This is a genomic window from Streptomyces sp. NPDC016562 (assembly GCF_043076955.1).
In the GTDB taxonomy this organism is placed as follows: domain Bacteria; phylum Actinomycetota; class Actinomycetes; order Streptomycetales; family Streptomycetaceae; genus Streptomyces.
The window spans coordinates 272033-289624 of sequence record NZ_JBIBRZ010000008.1 but is presented as its reverse complement, the minus strand read 5'-3'; the positions used below and the strand labels follow the sequence as shown (position 1 = coordinate 289624).

At 71.4% G+C, this 17592-nt stretch carries 18 protein-coding genes; 6 read left to right on the top strand and 12 right to left on the bottom strand.

Annotated elements, in window-relative coordinates:
• Positions 1 to 98 precede the first annotated feature (98 nt).
• Positions 99 to 458, top strand: a complete 360-nt coding sequence (locus ACF059_RS28610) for an ATP-binding protein (RefSeq protein ID WP_392062481.1) — start codon at positions 99 to 101, stop codon at positions 456 to 458.
• A 30-nt stretch (positions 459 to 488) separates the two neighbouring features.
• On the opposite strand, the gene ACF059_RS28605 is transcribed toward ACF059_RS28610, so the two are convergent.
• The 3 genes from ACF059_RS28605 to argS all read right to left on the bottom strand — a co-directional run bounded on the left by ACF059_RS28605 (position 489) and on the right by argS (position 4866).
• A complete protein-coding gene (locus tag ACF059_RS28605) occupies positions 489 to 1295 on the bottom strand; it encodes a VOC family protein (RefSeq protein ID WP_392062478.1) in 807 nt (268 codons plus the stop codon).
• A gap of 190 nt (positions 1296 to 1485) precedes the next feature.
• Positions 1486 to 2958 carry a hypothetical protein gene (locus ACF059_RS28600; RefSeq protein WP_392062475.1) on the bottom strand — a complete coding sequence of 491 codons (1473 nt, stop codon included), beginning with the start codon at positions 2956 to 2958 and terminating at the stop codon, positions 1486 to 1488.
• Positions 2959 to 3105: 147 nt separating this feature from the next.
• A complete protein-coding gene (argS, locus tag ACF059_RS28595) occupies positions 3106 to 4866 on the bottom strand; it encodes an arginine--tRNA ligase (RefSeq protein WP_392062472.1) in 1761 nt (586 codons plus the stop codon).
• Positions 4867 to 5035: 169 nt separating this feature from the next.
• Between argS and lysS the strand changes: the two genes are divergently transcribed.
• A complete protein-coding gene (gene lysS / locus ACF059_RS28590) occupies positions 5036 to 6763 on the top strand; it encodes a lysine--tRNA ligase (protein WP_360901274.1) in 1728 nt (575 codons plus the stop codon).
• 81 nt (positions 6764 to 6844) lie between these two features.
• Here lysS and ACF059_RS28585 read toward each other — a convergent pair whose 3' ends face one another.
• From ACF059_RS28585 to ACF059_RS28575, 3 genes are all read right to left on the bottom strand, one after another.
• Positions 6845 to 8215 carry a DUF2637 domain-containing protein gene (locus tag ACF059_RS28585; RefSeq protein ID WP_392062469.1) on the bottom strand — a complete coding sequence of 457 codons (1371 nt, stop codon included), beginning with the start codon at positions 8213 to 8215 and terminating at the stop codon, positions 6845 to 6847.
• 139 nt (positions 8216 to 8354) lie between these two features.
• Positions 8355 to 9119 carry a DUF3558 family protein gene (locus ACF059_RS28580; protein WP_366865980.1) on the bottom strand — a complete coding sequence of 255 codons (765 nt, stop codon included), beginning with the start codon at positions 9117 to 9119 and terminating at the stop codon, positions 8355 to 8357.
• Positions 9120 to 9304: 185 nt separating this feature from the next.
• Entirely contained in the window at positions 9305 to 10177 is an 873-nt protein-coding gene (locus tag ACF059_RS28575) for a DUF3558 domain-containing protein (protein WP_392062466.1), read from the bottom strand.
• Between the two features lie 207 nt (positions 10178 to 10384).
• Between ACF059_RS28575 and ACF059_RS28570 the strand changes: the two genes are divergently transcribed.
• Positions 10385 to 11578, top strand: coding sequence for an RtcB family protein (locus tag ACF059_RS28570; RefSeq protein ID WP_392062463.1), 1194 nt, complete (start codon positions 10385 to 10387; stop codon positions 11576 to 11578).
• A gap of 86 nt (positions 11579 to 11664) precedes the next feature.
• On the opposite strand, the gene ACF059_RS28565 is transcribed toward ACF059_RS28570, so the two are convergent.
• Together ACF059_RS28565 and ACF059_RS28560 are read right to left on the bottom strand one after the other, a co-directional pair.
• Complete coding sequence (locus ACF059_RS28565; protein ID WP_392062460.1) at positions 11665 to 12555, bottom strand: hypothetical protein; 891 nt, start codon at positions 12553 to 12555, stop codon at positions 11665 to 11667.
• Positions 12556 to 12564: 9 nt separating this feature from the next.
• Entirely contained in the window at positions 12565 to 13119 is a 555-nt protein-coding gene (locus tag ACF059_RS28560; protein WP_366865977.1) for a SigE family RNA polymerase sigma factor, read from the bottom strand.
• 203 nt (positions 13120 to 13322) lie between these two features.
• On the opposite strand from ACF059_RS28560, the gene ACF059_RS28555 reads away from it, so the two are divergent.
• Positions 13323 to 13469, top strand: coding sequence for a hypothetical protein (locus ACF059_RS28555; RefSeq protein ID WP_392062456.1), 147 nt, complete (start codon positions 13323 to 13325; stop codon positions 13467 to 13469).
• A 15-nt stretch (positions 13470 to 13484) separates the two neighbouring features.
• Here ACF059_RS28555 and ACF059_RS28550 read toward each other — a convergent pair whose 3' ends face one another.
• Both ACF059_RS28550 and ACF059_RS28545 read right to left on the bottom strand, forming a co-directional pair.
• A complete protein-coding gene (locus ACF059_RS28550; RefSeq protein ID WP_392062453.1) occupies positions 13485 to 14246 on the bottom strand; it encodes an SDR family oxidoreductase in 762 nt (253 codons plus the stop codon).
• Positions 14247 to 14331: 85 nt separating this feature from the next.
• Positions 14332 to 14667: a YnfA family protein gene (locus tag ACF059_RS28545; RefSeq protein WP_366865974.1), complete on the bottom strand. Its 336-nt coding sequence runs from the start codon at positions 14665 to 14667 to the stop codon at positions 14332 to 14334.
• Positions 14668 to 14784: 117 nt separating this feature from the next.
• Between ACF059_RS28545 and ACF059_RS28540 the strand changes: the two genes are divergently transcribed.
• The gene (locus tag ACF059_RS28540) at positions 14785 to 15264 is read left to right on the top strand and encodes a hypothetical protein (protein ID WP_392062450.1); all 480 of its coding nucleotides are present in this window, start codon (positions 14785 to 14787) and stop codon (positions 15262 to 15264) included.
• A 51-nt stretch (positions 15265 to 15315) separates the two neighbouring features.
• Here the strand turns inward: ACF059_RS28540 and ACF059_RS28535 are convergent, their stop codons facing one another.
• On the bottom strand, positions 15316 to 16044 hold the full coding sequence (locus ACF059_RS28535) for a Mut7-C RNAse domain-containing protein (protein ID WP_361953911.1): 729 nt from the start codon (positions 16042 to 16044) through the stop codon (positions 15316 to 15318).
• A 55-nt stretch (positions 16045 to 16099) separates the two neighbouring features.
• The gene (locus tag ACF059_RS28530; RefSeq protein ID WP_360901241.1) at positions 16100 to 16516 is read right to left on the bottom strand and encodes a helix-turn-helix domain-containing protein; all 417 of its coding nucleotides are present in this window, start codon (positions 16514 to 16516) and stop codon (positions 16100 to 16102) included.
• 145 nt (positions 16517 to 16661) lie between these two features.
• Here ACF059_RS28530 and ACF059_RS28525 point away from each other — a divergent pair, with 145 nt between their 5' ends.
• Complete coding sequence (locus ACF059_RS28525; protein WP_392062568.1) at positions 16662 to 17573, top strand: NADP-dependent oxidoreductase; 912 nt, start codon at positions 16662 to 16664, stop codon at positions 17571 to 17573.
• The last annotated feature ends 19 nt before the right edge of the window (positions 17574 to 17592 follow it).

The following is a 17592-nucleotide window of genomic DNA, read 5'->3' as shown; positions in this document are numbered from 1 at the left end:
GACCCGTACTCATCAAGGAGTACGGGTCGGCGCTCAGTCACACGCTAGTCACGGAACGCGACGATCATCCCGTGAATCCAACTATTCAGGCGGCGCTCATGCGCGAGCGTCTTTACCTGCGCTCACCCCGATCCGTCGCAGCTGCACGGCACTTCACACGTGACACCTTGCGGGCATGGGGGGCGACCGAACGCCTCGACGACATGTTGCTCTGCGTGAGCGAACTCGCGACCAACGCGCTGCGGTACGGGGTCCCGCGCGGCCGCGGGTACCTGCTGCGGCTGTTCGGTTTCGAGGACGGGACCGTCCGGGTCGAGGTGCACGACAGCGGGCCCGGGCTGTCGCGGCTGACCGGGCGCCCGCTCGGGCGGGGGCTCACGCTCGTGGCCGGCCTTGCCGACGCCTGGGGGGTGCTGCCCCGGGCGCCGGGCAAGGTGGTGTGGTGCGAGCTGCGCTGAGCGGCGGCGGCCGCCGCCGCGCGGGCTGCGTCAGGCGGGGCGGTCCGGCTCGCGCACCGTGATCACCGCGAACGGCGCGCCCTGCGGGTCGCCCAGGACGGCCATGGGGCCCACCGGCGTGTCGAAGACGGGGGCGATGACCTTGCCGCCCGCCTCGCCGGCCGCGGCCACGGTGGCGTCCACGTCGTCGGTGTGGAAGTACGGCAGCCAGTTCGGGGGCGTGCCCGGCGGCATCCGGTCCAGGCTCATCATCCCGGCCACCACGTGGCCGCCGACCTTGAACTCCGTGTACGGCTGGTCGCCGTCCTCCTCGGAGACGGCCGGGGTCATCGGCAGGACGGCGGAGTAGAACGCTCCGGCGGCCTCGGTGTCGCCGGTGCTGAGCTCGTTCCAGATCAGCGCGCCGTGCTCGTTGACGATGCCCGCGCCGGGGAAGGTGCCCGGCTCCCACAGGCCGAAGACGGCGCCGGTCGGGTCGGCGGCCACGGCCATCCGGCCGAGGTCCATGACGTCGATCGGGCCCATCATGACCTCGCCCCGCTCGGCGGTGACGGACTTGAGGGTGGAGTCGATGCCGTCGGTGGACAGGTACGTCGTCCACACCGTCGGCGGCATCGGGTCGGGGATGCTGCCGTCCGGGTTCATCGCCTTCATGATGCCGGCGACCGGCTTGCCCTTGAGGGTGCAGACGGAGTACCCGCCCTGCTCGGGCGGGCCGATCTCGCCCTGCCAGCCGAAGAGGCCGCAGTAGAAGTCGAGGGCCGCCTGTTGGTCGGGGACCATCAGGTCGATCCAGCACGGGGTGCCGGGCTTGTAGGGGCCGTTCTTGTCGGGCACGGGGGTTCTCCCGTTCGGAGGGGGGAAGGACGGGCCGTCCCCTACCCGTGCCGTACGCACCGAACCGGGCCGTTCGGGTGGACGGTGGGCGTGCGTGCCAGGCCGTCCCTTCCGGATCTTGCCGGGCCTTTGCCGCCCCGCGCCGCGCCTCGCCGCGTTGGCGGGGCGCGGCGCGAGCCGTGGTGTCGGATCAGGCGGTGGCGCGGCGTCGGCGGCCGGTGCCCGCGACCAGCGCGGCGCCCATGGCGAGGGCCAGGCCCGCGCCGCCGAGGGCCCAGGTGGTGGCCGCGTCGGCGCCGGTGGCGGCGAGCTCGCCGCCGGCGTGACCGGTGGTGTCGTCGACGATCGGCTTGGAGCCGCCGTCCGGCTTCGGCTGGTTGCCCTCGTCACCGGTGGCCGGGTCGGCGGCGACGATCTTCGTCAGGCGGGACTGGGAGCGCGACTGCGCCCACGGCTTCGGGGTCTCCGGGCCGACCTGGGACGAGCCCCAGGAGGAGATGCGCAGGTCGCCGAGCGGCGCGTCGGCCGTCAGACGGAGACGGACCTGGACGTCGAAGCTCTGGCCGGCCGCGACGGGGCCGCCCGCGAGGTCGAAGCCGAGGAACACGCCCTCCTCCTCGGACCGGATCTCGGCCTCGTGCCAGCCGGCCTTGCCGTTCTTGTCCTTGCTCAGGACCTCGACCTTGATCTGGGAGCCCTTCATCGGGACCCAGTCCGGGCGGGCGAGGACCAGACCCACGTTGAAGCCGTCCAGGGCCTTCTTGCCGGAGTTGTCGACGTGGACGGACAGGTTGGTCCAGTCGCCGCCGGCCTTGACGGTCTCCGGTACGCCGTTCACGGTCAGCGCGGGTCCCTCGACGAACGGGTCCTCCTCGCCGTCCTCGGCGCCTTCGACCTTGGCGTCGTACCAGCTGCTGGGCCCGTACTTCCAGCCGTCGGCGCTGATGCTCACGGCGTCGGAGGACATGTCGAAGTTGATGCGCGGGGCGTCCGCGGTGAAGCGGATCCGCACGTCGAGGTCATAGCTCGCGCCGCGGCCGAGGGTGCCGACGGTGCCGATGAAGTAGTCGCTCATGCTGCTGTCGTCGGCTGCGCTGCCGAGCGCCGTGGCGGGCGTCCAGTAGCTGCTGCCGTCCGTGCGGACGATGCGGGTCTCGATCGCGTAGTGGCTGGCCTTCAGCTTGCCGCCGGCCTTGTCGACCGAGAGGCGGGGCTGGAGCCCGTTGACCCGGTCGCCACCCGAGTTGTCGACGGTCACCTTCAGCTGGGTCCAGTCGCCGCCCGGCTTGAAGCCCTGCTTCGGGATGCCCGCGACAGTGACGTCGGGGCCCATCATGATGCCGTCGGAAGCGGCGTGCTGCCCGTCCGCGGCGGGCTTGGCGTCCTTCGCGGGCTGCTCGACGGGCGCCGGGGCCGGGGTGGTCGGCGCGGGCGACTCGACGGCGGGCGCCGGCTTGTCCGCGACGGGCTCGTCGGCGCCCGGCTTCTCGGCGACGGGCGTGGTCGGCCCACCGGCGTCGGCGGTGGCGTCGTCCTTGGGCGCCACGTCGGGAACGATCACGGCCGGCTGGTCGGCGGCCATGGCGGGCGTGGCGGTCAGGATGGTCGGTCCGGCCACGGCGACCGCGGCGACCGCGGCCATGCGCTTGATGTTCTTCTTCACTTGTTCCCCCCATACAGTTTTTGAACATGATCAGATTAAGGGGGTCGGGGTGAAAGTTGACCGCTTGAACATCACGAAACGCCAACGACCCCGGCAGGGGCTGCCGGGGTCGTTGACCTTTGGTGCGTTCTGTCCGGAGTCCGGATGTCAGAGCTTCTCGGGGGTCCGGATGCCGAGGAGGGACATGCCCTTGGTGAGGGTGCGGGCGGTCAGGTCGCACAGGAACAGCCGGTTCTCGACCTGCTCGGGGGTCTCGGCCTTCAGGACCGGGCACTCCGAGTAGAAGGTCGTGTAGAACGAGGCCAGCTGGTACAGGTACGCCGCCAGCTTGTGCGGGGCGTACTCCGCGGCCGCCTCGGCGATCAGCTCGCCGAAGTGGTCCAGGTGCAGGCCCAGAGCGCGCTCGGCCGGGGCGAGGGCCAGCTCGGGATGGGCGGCGGGCCGCGCGGCCCCGGCCTTGCGCAGGATGGACTGGATCCGGGCGTACGCGTACTGGAGGTACACGGACGTGTCACCGGTGAGCGAGACCATCTGGTCCAGGTCGAACTTGTAGTCGCGCGCGGCGGAGGTGGACAGGTCCGCGTACTTCACCGCGCCGATGCCGACCTGCTCGGCCCGCTCGGCGATCTCGGCCTCGGACAGGTCCTGGGCCTTCTCCCGCACGACGGCCGCAGCGCGGTCGATGGCCTCGTCCAGCAGGTCCACCAGCCGGACCGTCTCGCCCTCGCGGGTCTTGAACGGCTTGCCGTCCTTGCCGAGGACCGTGCCGAAGGCCAGCTGGACGGCCTTGACGTCGTCGCCCAGCCAGCCCGCCCGGCGGGCCGTCTCGAAGACCATCTTGAAGTGCAGGGACTGCCGCGCGTCGACCACGTAGATCAGCGTGGTCGCGCCCAGGCTGCCCACGCGGTCGCGGATCGCCGACAGGTCGGTGGCCGCGTAGCCGAAGCCGCCGTCCGACTTCTGCACGATCAGCGGGGTCGGGTTGCCGTCCGGGCCCTTGACGTCGTCGAAGAACACGCACAGCGCGCCGTTGGAGCGGACGGCGACGCCCGATTCCTCCAGCAGCTTGCAGGTCTCGACCAGCATGTCGTTGTAGCCGGACTCGCCGATCACGTCGGGGTCCTGGATGTCCATGTCCAGCTTGTTGAAGACCGAGTAGAAGTAGATCTTCGACTCGTCCACGAACCGCTGCCAGAGGGTCAGGGTCTCCGGGTCGCCCGCCTGAAGGTCCACCACCCGGGCCCGGGCCCGCGTCTTGAACTCCTCGTCGGAGTCGAAGAGCGCGCGCGAGGCCTTGTAGAGGCGGTTCAGGTTGGACATGGCCTCCTCGCCGGAGACCTCCGCGTCCGACTTGTGGTCCAGCTCGTGCGGGTGCTCCAGGAGGTACTGGATGAGCATGCCGAACTGGGTGCCCCAGTCGCCGATGTGGTGGCGACGGACCACGTTCTCGCCCGTGAACTCCAGGATCTCGACCATCGCGGCGCCGATCACGGCGGAGCGCAGGTGGCCGACGTGCATCTCCTTGGCGACGTTCGGCTGGGCGTAGTCGATCACCGTGGTGCCCGGGTTCGCGGCGAGCGGGACGCCGAGGCGGTCGTCGCCCGCCCGCGCCGCGAGGGTCTCGATGATCGCCTTGTCGGTGATGGTGATGTTGAGGAAGCCCGGACCCGAGACCTCGATCTCCTGGATCAGGTCACCGGTGGCCATGCCCTCGACCACCGTCGTCGCCAGCTCTCGCGGGTTGGCCTTCGCCTTCTTCGCGAGCGCCAGGATGCCGTTGGCCTGGAAGTCGGCCCGGTCGCTTCGTCGCAGCAGCGGGTCCGCGCCACCGGCCTCCGGCAGGGCGGAGGCAAGGGCGTCCGCGACGCGCTGGTTGACGGAGGAAGCGAGGGAAGGGACCGAGGCCATGAGCTGCCGTTCCTGTGAGGTCGTGCCGGTGGGTGCACTTGGTTGTTCCGACAAGTGCCGAGTATCCCACGTGGGGGCAACCCGTTTCCCGTGCGAAAAGCAACCTCGGAGCGACCCGTTCCGTCTGGGAGAATGGCTGAAGCCAGCATTCGAGATAGAAGGACGTGTCGTGGCTCAGAGCAGCACCGAGACCGACTGGGTCTCCCGTTTCGCGGACGAGGTCATCGCCGAGGCGGAGCGCCGAGCACCCGGCAAACCTGTCGTCGTCGCGTCCGGACTCTCCCCCTCCGGCCCGATCCACCTGGGCAACCTCCGCGAGGTCATGACCCCGCACCTGGTCGCGGACGAGATCCGCCGCCGGGGCTTCGAGGTCCGCCACCTCATCTCCTGGGACGACTACGACCGGTACCGGAAGGTTCCTGCGGGCGTCCCCGGCGTCGACGAGTCGTGGGCCCAGCACATCGGGCGCCCCCTGACCGCCGTGCCCGCCCCGGCCGGATCGGCGTACCCGAACTGGGCCGAGCACTTCAAGGCCGCCATGACCGCGGCCCTGGCCGAGCTGGGCGTCGAGTACGACCCCATCAGCCAGACCGAGCAGTACACGACCGGTGTCTACCGCGAGCAGGTGCTGTTCGCGATGAAGCACCGCGGCGACATCGACGCGATCCTCGACCAGTACCGCACCAAGCAGAAGCCGGGCGGCAAGAAGCCGCAGCAGAAGCCGGTCGACGAGGCCGAGCTGGAGGCCGCCGAGGGCTCCGGCGCCGCCGCCGAGGACGACGGCAGCACCGGCGAGGGCGGGTACTTCCCGTACAAGCCGTACTGCGGCGAGTGCGGCAAGGACTTCACCAAGGTCACCTCGTACGACGACGAGACGACCGAGATGACCTACGTCTGCACCGAGGACGAGTTCACCGAGACGGTCAAGCTCAGCGAGTTCAACCGCGGCAAGCTCGTCTGGAAGGTCGACTGGCCGATGCGCTGGGCCTACGAGGGCGTGATCTTCGAGCCCTCCGGCGTCGACCACTCCTCGCCCGGCTCGTCCTTCCAGGTCGGCGGCCAGATCGTGCACATCTTCGGCGGCGAGCAGCCGATCGGACCGATGTACGCGTTCGTCGGCATCAGCGGCATGGCGAAGATGTCCTCGTCCAAGGGCGGGGTCCCGACCCCGGCCGACGCCCTGAAGATCATGGAGCCGCAGCTGCTGCGCTGGCTGTACGCGCGCCGCCGCCCGAACCAGTCCTTCAAGATCGCCTTCGACCAGGAGATCCAGCGGCTCTACGACGAGTGGGACAAGCTGGAGGCCAAGGTCGCCGACGGCTCCGTCCTGCCCGCCGACGCCGCCGCGCACAGCCGCGCCGTGCGCACCGCGGCCGGCGAGCTGCCGCGCACCCCGCGGCCGATGCCGTACCGCACGCTCGCCTCGGTCGTGGACATCACCGCCGGGCACGACGAGCAGACCCTGCGGATCCTCAGCGACCTGGAGCCGGAGAAGCCGCTCACCTCGCTCGACGAGGTACGGCCGCGCCTGGACCGCGCGGAGAACTGGATCACCACCCAGGTCCCCGCCGACCAGCGGACCCTCGTACGCGAGGAGCCGGACACGGAGCTCCTGTCGTCCCTGGACGACGAGGGCCGCGAGTCGCTGCGCCTGCTCCTCGAAGGCCTCGACTCCCACTGGTCCCTCGACGGGCTGACCACGCTCGTCTACGGCGTGCCGAAGGTCATGGCCGGGCTGGAGCCCGACGCCAAGCCGACGCCGGAGCTCAAGGTCGCGCAGCGGACGTTCTTCGCGCTGCTGTACCGGCTGCTCGTGACCCGGGAGACCGGTCCGCGCCTGCCCACGCTGCTGCTGGCGGTCGGCGCCGACCGGGTGCGCAAGCTGCTCGCGGTCTGAGTCGCGTAAAGCACTTACGTCAAAGGGCCCGCACCCCTCGGGGGTGCGGGCCCTTCCACGTACCGGCTGCCGGCGCCGCTGCTACGCGATGTGCTCGGCCTCGCGGTCCTTGTTGTAGCGCTGCTTGAACGACGGGATCATCCGGCGGAGCAGGGAACCGCTGCGCGGGTGGGTCACGCCGTAGCCGTCCGAGAGGTGTATGTCGAGGGCCTCGACCGACGGCCAGTCCTGCTTCTCGTCGGCCAGCGCGCAGAACACCTTGTAGGCCACCTCGGCGAACTCGGCCTCGTCCGGGGTCGCCGGACCCTCCTCCGGGGCCTCGGGGGCGCCGGCCTGCTGGGCCTGGGCCTGCGCACCAAGGTCCGGCTGGGCGTGCTCCTGGCGGGGAGCCGGGATCGGGACGTCGGGCTGCACCTGCTGCTGCTCCTCCGGGCCCATCGGGGGCAGCACCGGGGTCGGCTCCAGACCCTCGACGTACTGGGGGTTGTAACCGCCCTCGTACGCCGCCTGCGGCGCCAGCGGCGCCGCGAACCAGGCGCTGTTGTGGGCCGCGGGCATCGCCGTCGGCTCCACCGCGAAGGGCGGCGGCGCGTGCGTCGCGGCGGCCGGCGGGACCAGGGGCCCCGACGCGGACCCGGACGGCGACGGCGACGGGGACCCCGACGGGAACGGGGACTGCGCGGGCTGCTGGGCGAGCTCCAAGGCGCCCGGGGCGGGGCCCGAGGCGGCCGGGTCCTGCCGCGCGAGCGGCGCCAGTACCGCCGGCTCGATGCCCGTCACCGCGAGCGCCTCCGGAGCCGTCTCCTTCAGCGGCACGCCGATCCGGGCCAGCTTCAGCGGCATCAGCGCCTCCACCGGCGCCTTCCGCCGCCAGAAGCGCCCGTACCGCGCCTGCAGGCGGGCCTGGTAGATCAGCCGGTCCTGCTCCATGGCCACCGCCTGCTCGTACGAGCGCAGCTCCCACAGCTTCATCCGGCGCCACAGCTTGAACGTGGGGAGCGGGGACAGCAGCCACCGCGTGATGCGCACGCCCTCCATGTGCCGGTCCGCGGTGATGTCCGCGATCCGGCCGACCGCGTGCCGGGCGGCCTCGACCGTCACCACGAACAGGATCGGGATCACGGCGTGCATGCCGACGCCCAGCGGGTCCGGCCAGGACGCCGCACCGTTGAACGCGATCGTCGCCGCCGTCAGCAGCCACGCCGTCTGACGCAGCAGGGGGAAGGGGATGCGCATCCACGTCAACAGCAGGTCGAGCGCCAGCAGCACGCAGATGCCCGCGTCGATACCGATGGGGAACACCAGCGAGAAGTTGCCGAAGCCCTTCTGCTCCGCGAGGGTGCGCACCGCGGCGTACGAGCCGGCGAAGCCGATGCCCGCGATGATCACGGCTCCCGCGACGACGACGCCGATGAGTATTCGGTGCGTACGAGTCAGCTGCATCGCGGCCACCCGCGATCCCCTCCCCTTGCTGAGTACTGCGTGCTGGCGCTGCGCTGCTTGCTTACCGAGCCTTTACCAAGCCGCAGCAGGCACAGCGTACGGGTGACTGGATGTCAGGGTTCCAGGAGGTCCCGCCGTGGAGCCGCCGTCACTGCTGGGGCTGCGGCGACTGCGGCTGCTCGGCCGGCTTCTGGTTGGCGGCGTCGACCGAGGCCACGACTTCCTTCGCCGCCGTGATCGCGTCCTGGAGCAGCTTGGCCTGGTCGGGAGCGCCCGCGCCCTCGTACGCCGCACCGTTGTAGTCGAGCGTGACCACCACGTTCTGGGTGCGCGCCACGATCGTCGTGTTGAAGAAGTCCGCGTCCTTCTTGGCCGTGTAGACGACCGACGTGCCCTGGTCGCCGATGCCGCCCGCCGGCTCGGCCTTCACGTCCTGCGCGCCCTCGGTGGCCTTCGCCGCCTCCAGCTGCTTGTTGTACTGCTCCTCGGCGCGCTTGTTGGCGCCGCCGAGGGAGGCGTGCGAGTCGGAGCGGAAGAGGGAGATCGAGAGCCAGCGGTACTGCGAGCCCTTCAGACCGTCCTCGTCCAGACCGTTCCACGAGCAGCTGGCGCGCGTGGTCAGGTCGTTCGACTTCATCGCCGAGCCGTTCTTGTCCTTCGCCTCCGGGACGAGGCTTTCTATCGTCGCCGTCTGGACCGACTTGCAGGGGTCCGGCAGCGTGGCGAACGCCGCCTTTTCCAGCGCGGCGGAGGACTTCGCGTTGGGCTTGGCCGAAGAGGAGGAATCGGACTTCTTGCCGCTGTTCGAGCCCGAGTCCTTGCCCGAGTCGGACGAGCACCCGGCGACGGTGAGGATCACCGGGACGGCTGCGCAGGCGAGGACGCGAGTGAGGCGCGAGGCTGATCGGTGCATGATTCCTTCGGTACGTTCGTGGGTCTGGTGCGGACCCTGCTTCGGGCGGTCATTCGGAGCCCGTTCGGACGCCGTCTGGGGCGCCGTCTCGGGCGCTGTTTCGGGCGCGGGACCCTGGCAACGGTAGCCCGAGCGGGCGTGCGCGTGCTGTGCGCGCCGTCACGCCGGGGCGCGGCGCGCCCCGCTCACTCGTTGAAACGCTCGACCAGCGCCTGTGCCAACTGCCGTGCCCTGTCCTGGGTTTCGGCGCTCGGAGGGACCGTACCGGGCAGGGCGGGCTGCACGCTGTACTCGACCGTGACGATGACATTCGAGGTGCGGAACACAATCCGCACGGTCCGGGTCTGCGCCGCGGTGGCCCCGGCGGGGCTCAGCTTGTCCTCGATGAAGGCCTGGGTGCCGAGGTCCTCCAGCACGCGGGATCCGAGCTCGACCGGCGGCGCCGGGCTCGTGCTCGTGCTCGGGGAGGGTGCGCCGGGGGAGGGCGCGCCGGGCGAGGGCGTACCGGCGGCGGGCGGGGCCGCGGGCGGCGGAGTGGTGGCGCCGGCGGGGGTGGGGGTCGGGCTCCCGGTGGGGCCGGGGAAGGGCAGGTGCGCGTCGGTGAGCCGGCGCACGTAGACCTGCTTGGCCTTGTCGTCGTCGCTGGAGGCGGCCCGGTCGTACGAGACCACGCGCTCGAAGCCGACCGACAGCAGCCGGGTCTCCTCGGGCGTCTGCGCGGTCCAGCGGCAGCCGACGTGCCGGTCGCCGTCGTACGAGGCGTCCGCGACGCCGGCGTACAGCTGGTCGCGCTGCTCGGGGGTGAGGGTCGGCGCGGCGGGGAGCATGGCCTTGAGCTTCTTGCTGTCGAAACCGGCCTTGCAGGGCGCGGGCAGGCTGCGGTACTTCCCGGGCTGGGCCGGCGCGGGCGTGCTGCCGCCCACCTTCGAGTCGCTGGGGCTGCCGCCGCCGCTCCCGCCGGTGCACCCGGTCAGACCGGCCGCCCCGGCCGCGAGCGCGACCAGCACCGCGATGCCTGGCAGGACCCGCGATCCTCGCCGTACCGCCTTGCGCTGCACGTCCACTGGCTCCCTTCGACCGGCGGACCCCCGACGGTCAGGAAAATGCGTTGCCGCGACTTGGGCGCGGATGGACACAATGTCTATCGCACACGCTGGTGCTGGCGCCGGTCCCCTGTCGTATTTGGGATCAAGAGCGAGGCTTTTGCGTAATCTGAACTTAGTGAGCTTTCCGAGCTTCGTGTGGTTTCCGGGGGATTGATCCGTATGACGTATGTAGAGGTGCCCGGGGCGAACGTCCCGATCCGGATGTGGACCGACCCCGCGTCGGTCGAGGACGGCGCGATGCAGCAGCTGCGCAACGTCGCCACGCTCCCGTGGATCAAGGGCCTGGCCGTCATGCCGGACGTCCACTACGGCAAGGGCGCCACGGTCGGCTCGGTGATCGCCATGAAGGACGCGGTCTGCCCGGCGGCGGTGGGCGTGGACATCGGCTGCGGCATGTCGGCGGTGAAGACGTCCCTGACGGCCAACGACCTCCCGGGCGACCTGTCCAAGCTCCGCTCGAAGATCGAGCAGGCGATTCCGGTGGGCGCGGGCCTGCACCAGGAGGCCGTGGACCCGTCGCGCCTGTACGGCTTCTCGGTCGACGGGTACGAGAGGCTCTGGGAGCGCTTCGACTACCTGACCGATGCGGTCAAGTTCCGTCAGGAACGTGCCACGAAGCAGATCGGAACGCTCGGTTCCGGTAATCATTTCATCGAGTTCTGTCTGGATGAGTCCGGTTCGGTCTGGTTGATGCTGCACTCCGGCTCCCGGAACATCGGCAACGAGCTCGCGGCGCACCACATCTCCGTGGCCCGGAGCCTGGACCACAACCAGGGCCTGGTCGACCGCGACCTGGCGGTGTTCCTGGCGGCGACCCCGGAGATGGACGCCTACCGCAACGACCTCTTCTGGGCGCAGGAGTACGCCAAGTACAACCGCGCGGCGATGATGAGCCTGTACAAGGAGGTCGTCCGGCGGGAGTTCCGCAAGGCGAAGGTCTCCTTCGACCGGGAGATCAGCTGCCACCACAACTACGTGGCGGAGGAGCGGTACGACGGCATGGACCTGCTGGTCACGCGCAAGGGCGCGATCCGGGCCGGCAGCGGTGACTACGGGATCATCCCCGGCTCCATGGGGACGGGCTCGTACATCGTGAAGGGCCTCGGCAACGAGAAGTCCTTCAACTCGGCCTCGCACGGCGCGGGCCGGAAGATGAGCCGGACGGCGGCGAAGAAGAAGTTCTCGGCGCGGGACCTGGCGGAGCAGACCAAGGGCGTGGAGTGCCGTAAGGACTCCGGCGTGGTGGACGAGATCCCGGGCGCGTACAAGTCCATCGAGCAGGTCATCGACCAGCAGACCGACCTCGTGCAGGTCGTGGCGAAGCTGAAGCAGGTCATCTGCGTCAAGGGCTGACGCCCGCGTGCGGTTGTTCGGGGGAGTGGAGGAGCCCGGGCCGATCCCGATCGGTCCGGGCTCCTGCGCACCGGGGTGCGGATCCGTCAGCCCAGGGGGACGGCTTTCTGTTCCTTCTGCACCGGGTTGGCGTCGGCGGCCTTGACCAGGTCGAGGAAAGCGGGGGCCTTGGCGACGTCCAGGAGCTGGTCGTTGGTGACCGGTGCCGAGGTGTTCGACTCGTCGTGCGGGTTGATGACCAGGGAGACGGTGCTCTTGCCGTAGCGGAAGTGGAGCCGGGTCTCGGTGACGTTGCCGTTGTTGATCGGCGAGGTGGCGGACATGGCCTCGATGCCACCGGGCAGGGTGGCGCTCTTGCAGACCTGGCCCTTCGTCGTCACGCAGTCCGGGCCCTTCCCGGAGGTGTCCGGACCCGCCGGACGGACCGAGAAGATGATGGTGAAGGTCTTGCCGTCCTTGCTGCCCTGGTACATGTTCACGCTGAGGTCGGTCCGCTGGACCGTGCCGATCGTCGCCGGTAGCAGGCTCTGGAGCACGGGTACGGCCTGGTTCTGGAAGTTCTCCTGCTTGGCCCGCTGGGCCGGGGGCAGGTCGGCCATCGAGTCGCCGCCCGGGGATGGTTCGAGGTGCACCGGCGGCAGCGGCCCGCTGCTCGACGGCGAGGACGACGGCGAGGACGACGGCGACGGCGGAGGCGCGGCCACGTTCACCTGCCCGGAGCCCTGCGGGCCGCTCTCGTCGGCCGGCAGGGCCACGGCTCCGGCCACGCCGAGCGCGGCCACGGTGAGCACCGCCCCGCCGATCGCGAACCGGGCGCGCGCCCGGCGGCGCCGGCCCTGGGTGCGGGCGGCGCCCACGAGGTCGGGGAGCGGGGGGAGGTCCGAGGTCGTACGGTCCATCGCGTCCCGGACCAGCATGACGGCCCTGTCCTCGGGGACTTCGTGGAGGCCTGCGTGGAGGTCTTCGTTGGTGCCCATGACGTCTCCTCAGTTCTCGGTGGCGTAGAGGTGGGCCTCGCCGAGCTGCGTGCGCAGCCTCGCCAGGGCGCGTGAGCACTGGCTCTTGACCGTTCCCTCGCTGCACCGCAGCAGTTCGGCGACCGTGCCGACGCTGAGGTCCTCCCAGTAGCGCAGGACGACCATGGCGCGGGCGCGCGGCGGCAGCTCGGCGAGTGCGGCGAGCAGGGTGACGCGCAGCTCGGCGTGTTCGGGCAGCGGCGGCCGGTCGGCGTGCCGGTGGGCCAGGAGGTCCCGCAGCCGGCGTCGCCGTTCGGCGAGGAACGTGCGGGTCAGTACGGTCCTGGCGTACGCGTCGGGACTCTCGGCGGCGGATGCCTTCCGCCAGTGCTGGAACAGCTTGGCGAGGGTCGTCTGGGTCAGATCGCGTGCGCCGTCGGCGTTCCCGCACAGCAGGTACGCGGTCCGGTACAGCTTGCGCTGACTGGCCCGGGCGAAGGCCTCGAAATCGAGGTCCTGGCCCGCCCCGGGCCTGAAGCCGTGTCTGACGTCTTGCCCGGAGTCGTGCTCGGTGCCTGGCGGCATCAGCCTCCCCTTCACTCGTGTCTGTCGCCTGTCCTGAGTGCTGCCGCCGGCAAAAGGTTGAACACGAATTTTTCATGGGGGACTGAAACGGATCCGGTCCTCTGTCTGGTGAGCGCCCCCGCTGGTGATCACGCAGGCTGAAGGTGCAAGTGGCGGAGGAGCCGGAGCTCAAGGGGCTGGCCCGGTAGACGTTCGCGCACGAGGTGACCGGTCCGCAGCTGCCCGTGCTGAAGCTCGACGACGGCAGGTCGCTGGTCCGGCCGGCCGGCGCCCCCGGGCCGGCCGAGGTGGCGGCCTGCAACTGTGGCCGGCCGCAGCTGTTGGAGGCCACGGGGGTGCGCGCCTACTGATCCGCCAGGCAGCCTCTAGAGCTCGCGGTGGACCTTCGTGTTCGAGGCCTGGGCGCGGGGGCGGACCACCAGGAGGTCGATGTTCACGTGGCTGGGGCGGGTCACCGCCCAGGTGATGGTGTCGGCCACGTCGTCGGCGGAGAGGGGGTTCGCGACGCCCGCGTAGACCTTTTCGGCCTTCTCGATGTCCCCGCGGAAGCGGGTGGTGGCGAACTCCTCGGTCTTGACCATGCCCGGGGCGATCTCGATGACGCGTACGGGCTGGCCGACGATCTCCAGGCGGAGGGTCTCGGCGAGGACGCGGGCGCCGTTCTTGGCGGCGACGTAGCCCGCGCCGCCCTCGTACGTGGAGTGGCCCGCGGTGGAGGAGAGGACGACGACCGTGCCGTCGCCGGAGGCGGTGAGGGCCGGGAGCAGGGCCTGGGTGACGTTGAGGGTGCCGATGACGTTGACCTCGTACATCGTGCGCCAGTCGGCGGGGTCGCCGGTGGCGACGGGCTCGGCTCCGATGGCGCCGCCCGCGTTGTTGATCAGTACGTCGCAGCGGCCGAGGGAGGACGCGAAGGCGTCGACGGCGGCGCGGTCGGTGACGTCGAGGGCGTGGGCGGTGGCCTGCCGGCCCGCTGCGGTGAGCTCGGCGGCGAGGGCCTCGATGCGGTCCTTGCGACGGGCGGTGAGGACGACGTGGTAGCCGGCCGCGGCGAGCTGTCGGGCGGTGGCGGCGCCGATGCCGCTGCTCGCTCCGGTGACGACGGCGGTCTTGGTGGCCGTGCTCATGTGCGGGGCTCCTCGGTCGTGCGCGGGTCGGTCGTGCGCGGGTCGGTCGTTCGTACGGGCGATTCCCCGCCAGCATAGGCGGGGCTCAGCGGCCGCGCGGGGCGTACATGATCACGGCCATTCCGGCGAGGCAGACGAGGGCGCCGGCGATGTCCCAGCGGTCGGGGCGGTAGCCGTCGGCGACGGCGCCCCAGGCGAGGGATCCGGCGACGAAGACCCCGCCGTAGGCGGCGAGGACCCGGGCGAAGTCGCCTTGGGGCTGGAGGGTGGCGACGAATCCGTAGAGGCCGAGTGCGAGGACTCCGCCGCCGATCCAGGCCCAGCCCTTGTGCTCGCGGACGCCCTGCCAGACCAGCCAGGCACCGCCGATCTCCAGAAGGGCGGCGAGGGTGAACAGGGCGGCGGAGCGGGCGATCAGCATGGCTCAAAGGTACGTACGGACGGCGCGGCGGATGGGGGTGGGCGCGCCCTCGTTCGTGTGATGGTCCGACTGGTCGGGGACGGTGGTGGCTAAGGTCCGCGCGAGGAGGTGGTGTCGGTGCGCCGTGGTGCCGTACGTGGTGTGGTGGTGGCGGGAGTGCTGGCGCTCGGCGCGGGTACGCCCGCGTGGGGGTCGGGGTGGGAGACGGCCGGGCCGGAGGCCGATGTGGCGTACCACGGCCGGGTGGCCCTGACCGGATCGCAGCTGCGGATCTGGATGGTCCCGGAGAACGACGGACCGGCCGCCCTGCCGAACGCGACGGTGCGGGTGCGGCTGTCGGCCGAGCTCGGGGACCGCCAGCAGCTGGCGGAGGGCTGTGCGCGGGCCGGTCTGCGCGAGGTGGTCTGCGAGACGGGCCCGCTGCCGCTGCACGGGCGGGGCCGGCACATCGGGATGGTGCTGGAGCTGCGGGAGAGGCCGTCGGAGGTGGTGGTGCGCGTCGACACGTGGTGGAACGGCGGGGCGACGGACCGCAACCACGCCAACAACGAGCACGTGGTGCTGGCGTTGGACACGGGGGACGCCTACGCCTTCTGAGCTCGGCCGCCTGTGAGGCCGCCCCCGGCTTCAAGGCTCAGCTGGTACGGCTCAGGTGGTGCCGAACTCCATGACCGCCTCGTCCACGATCCGCTCCAGGCGGGCGTGGTGGGCGCCGCGCCAGTAGACGCGCTGGCACGCGGCGCACTGGGCGAAGACGTCGTAGGAGCGGTGCGTGCCGTGTTCCAGCAGGTCGCCGACGCTCTCCTTGTCGGCTTCGTGGAGCGGCCCGTTGCAGGCGGTGCAGCGGGTCCACGGCGCGAGGGCCGGCGCGAACCGGCTGAGGACGTCGCGCAGTTGCTCGTCCGGGTTGTCGCTGTAGACGTACGCGCCGGCGAAGAGCTCGCGGCGGCGCAGCAGGCCGCGGTCGCGCGAGAGCAGGACGCGCCGCTCGGTGGCGGAACGGGTGGCGAGGGCGGGATCGCCGATGTCCTCGTTCTCGTAGGCGGCGTCGACGCCGAGCAGGCGCAGGCGGCGGGCGAGGGTGCCGAGGTGGACGTCGAGCAGGAAGCGCAGCGGCGCGCCGGTGACGCGTTGGGGGCGGTCGACCCCGAACACCTCGACGTTCTGGCCTTCTTGGGGCACGTACGAGACGGGCACCTCGTGACCGTCGACGAGGAGGCGGCCGACTTCGGTGAGCGGGACGCCGACGGACTCGACGACGTGGCCGAGGCTGGAGGCGCCGTCGGTCGCGGTCGGTACGCGCTCGGCGCGCCGGCTGGGCGGGGCGAAGAGGCGCAGTTCGGGGGCGAGGGTGAGCTGAATGCCGGGTCCGTTCACCCTGTCAGCATGCCATTGCAGGGCTGGTGGCCGCGCCGGGTTTACGAGGGTGCGCTCACGAGGTCGCGGCGGTCTCGTCGTAGCTCTGGCGGTGGGCGCTGACCTCGTCGAAGTGGTTCTCGGCCCAGAGCTTCACGGAGGACAGGAGGCAGCCGAGGCTGCTGCCGAGGTCCGTGAGGCGGTAGTCGACGCGGACGGGGACGGTGGGGGTGACGGTGCGGGTGACCAGGCCGTCACGTTCGAGTGCGCGCAGGGTCTGGGTGAGCATCTTCTGGCTGACGCCGGGGATGCGTCGGCCGAGGTCGCTGTAGCGCATGGTGCGGTCCTCGGCCTGGCCCAGCGCGCTGACGATGAGGCCGACCCACTTGTCGCTGATGCGGGCCAGGAGCTGGCTGGTGGGGCACTCCTTGAGGAAGGCGTCGTAGGCGGCGCGGGCGTCCTCGCGGCGGGCTGCGGCGGTGCTGGTGGCCATGGCGCCTACCTCCGGGTCGGGTACGCACTTCCGAGTGCGTACTTACGAAAAGATAGTACCTCTCTTTACGTTAGTGCCATCGGAAACGCGACAAGGTGCGCGACGGCAACTGGCAGTAGGAGACGGTGACATGAGCGAGCAGACGATGCAGGCGGCAGTGGTGACGGAGTTCGGCGGACCGGAGCGGGTGGAACTGGCCCGGGTCCCGGTGCCGCGGCCGGCGGCGGGCCAGGTCCGCGTCCGGGTCCGGGCCGCCGGGGTCAACCCGGTGGACGGAGCGGTCCGCGCGGGCGTCTTCGGCGGCGCCGGCCAGCGGATCGGCCTCGGCTGGGACGTGGCCGGGGAGATCGACGCGGTCGGCGCGGACGTGGCCGGCTGGGCGGTCGGGCAGCGGGTCGTCGGGCTGCACTACGGGGCGGTGAAGCCGGCCGGGACGCACGCGCAGTACGTGGTCCTCGACGCCACCGCCATCGCCGCCGCGCCCTCCACGGTGGACGAGGTGAGCGCGGCGGCCCTCCCGCTGAGCGGGCTGACCGCGGCCCGCGCCGTGGAGCAGCTGGGGCTCGCGCCCGGCTCCTCGGTCCTGATCACCGGCGCGGCGGGCGTGGTCGGCGGCCTCGCGGTCCAGCTCGCGGTGCGGGCCGGGCTGGTGGTGACGGCGCTGGCGGGTGCGGAGGACGAGGACTTCGTACGCTCGCTGGGCGCGGCCGGCTTCGTCGCGCGGGACGCGGTGGGGGACGGGCCGGTGGACGGGGTCCTGGACGGGGTCCTGGACGCGGCCGTACTGGGGGAGCCGGCGCTGGGCTTCGTCCGCGACGGCGGGGTGTACGTCGGGCTGATCCCGAACCACGCTCCGGCGGGGGTGCGGGGGGTTCGCGTGCGGGAGCAGGAGGTGGCGCCGGACGGGGCGCTGCTGGGCCGGCTGGTGTCGCTGGTCGACGGGGGTGAGCTCACGCTCCGGGTGGCGGACACCTTCCCGCTGGCGGATGCGGTGAAGGCGCATGAGCGGCTTGCGGTGCCGGGGACGCGGGGGCGGGTCGTGCTGACGGTCGCGTGAGGGTGCGGCGCCGTCGCGG

Excerpts from the sequence above, each read along its gene's own strand:
- ACF059_RS28545 (WP_366865974.1), bottom strand. The coding sequence starts at position 14,667 with ATGCTGATCGCCCGCTCCGCCGCCCTGTTCACCCTCGCCGCCCTTCTG.
- ACF059_RS28565 (WP_392062460.1), bottom strand. The coding sequence starts at position 12,555 with ATGGGCACCAACGAAGACCTCCACGCAGGCCTCCACGAAGTCCCCGAG.
- ACF059_RS28530 (WP_360901241.1), bottom strand. The coding sequence starts at position 16,516 with ATGGCCACCAGCACCGCCGCAGCCCGCCGCGAGGACGCCCGCGCCGCC.
- argS (WP_392062472.1), bottom strand. The coding sequence starts at position 4,866 with ATGGCCTCGGTCCCTTCCCTCGCTTCCTCCGTCAACCAGCGCGTCGCG.
- ACF059_RS28570 (WP_392062463.1), top strand. The coding sequence starts at position 10,385 with ATGACGTATGTAGAGGTGCCCGGGGCGAACGTCCCGATCCGGATGTGG.
- ACF059_RS28580 (WP_366865980.1), bottom strand. The coding sequence starts at position 9,119 with ATGCACCGATCAGCCTCGCGCCTCACTCGCGTCCTCGCCTGCGCAGCC.
- ACF059_RS28560 (WP_366865977.1), bottom strand. The coding sequence starts at position 13,119 with ATGCCGCCAGGCACCGAGCACGACTCCGGGCAAGACGTCAGACACGGC.
- ACF059_RS28550 (WP_392062453.1), bottom strand. The coding sequence starts at position 14,246 with ATGAGCACGGCCACCAAGACCGCCGTCGTCACCGGAGCGAGCAGCGGC.
- ACF059_RS28610 (WP_392062481.1), top strand. The coding sequence starts at position 99 with ATGCGCGAGCGTCTTTACCTGCGCTCACCCCGATCCGTCGCAGCTGCA.
- ACF059_RS28525 (WP_392062568.1), top strand. The coding sequence starts at position 16,662 with ATGCAGGCGGCAGTGGTGACGGAGTTCGGCGGACCGGAGCGGGTGGAA.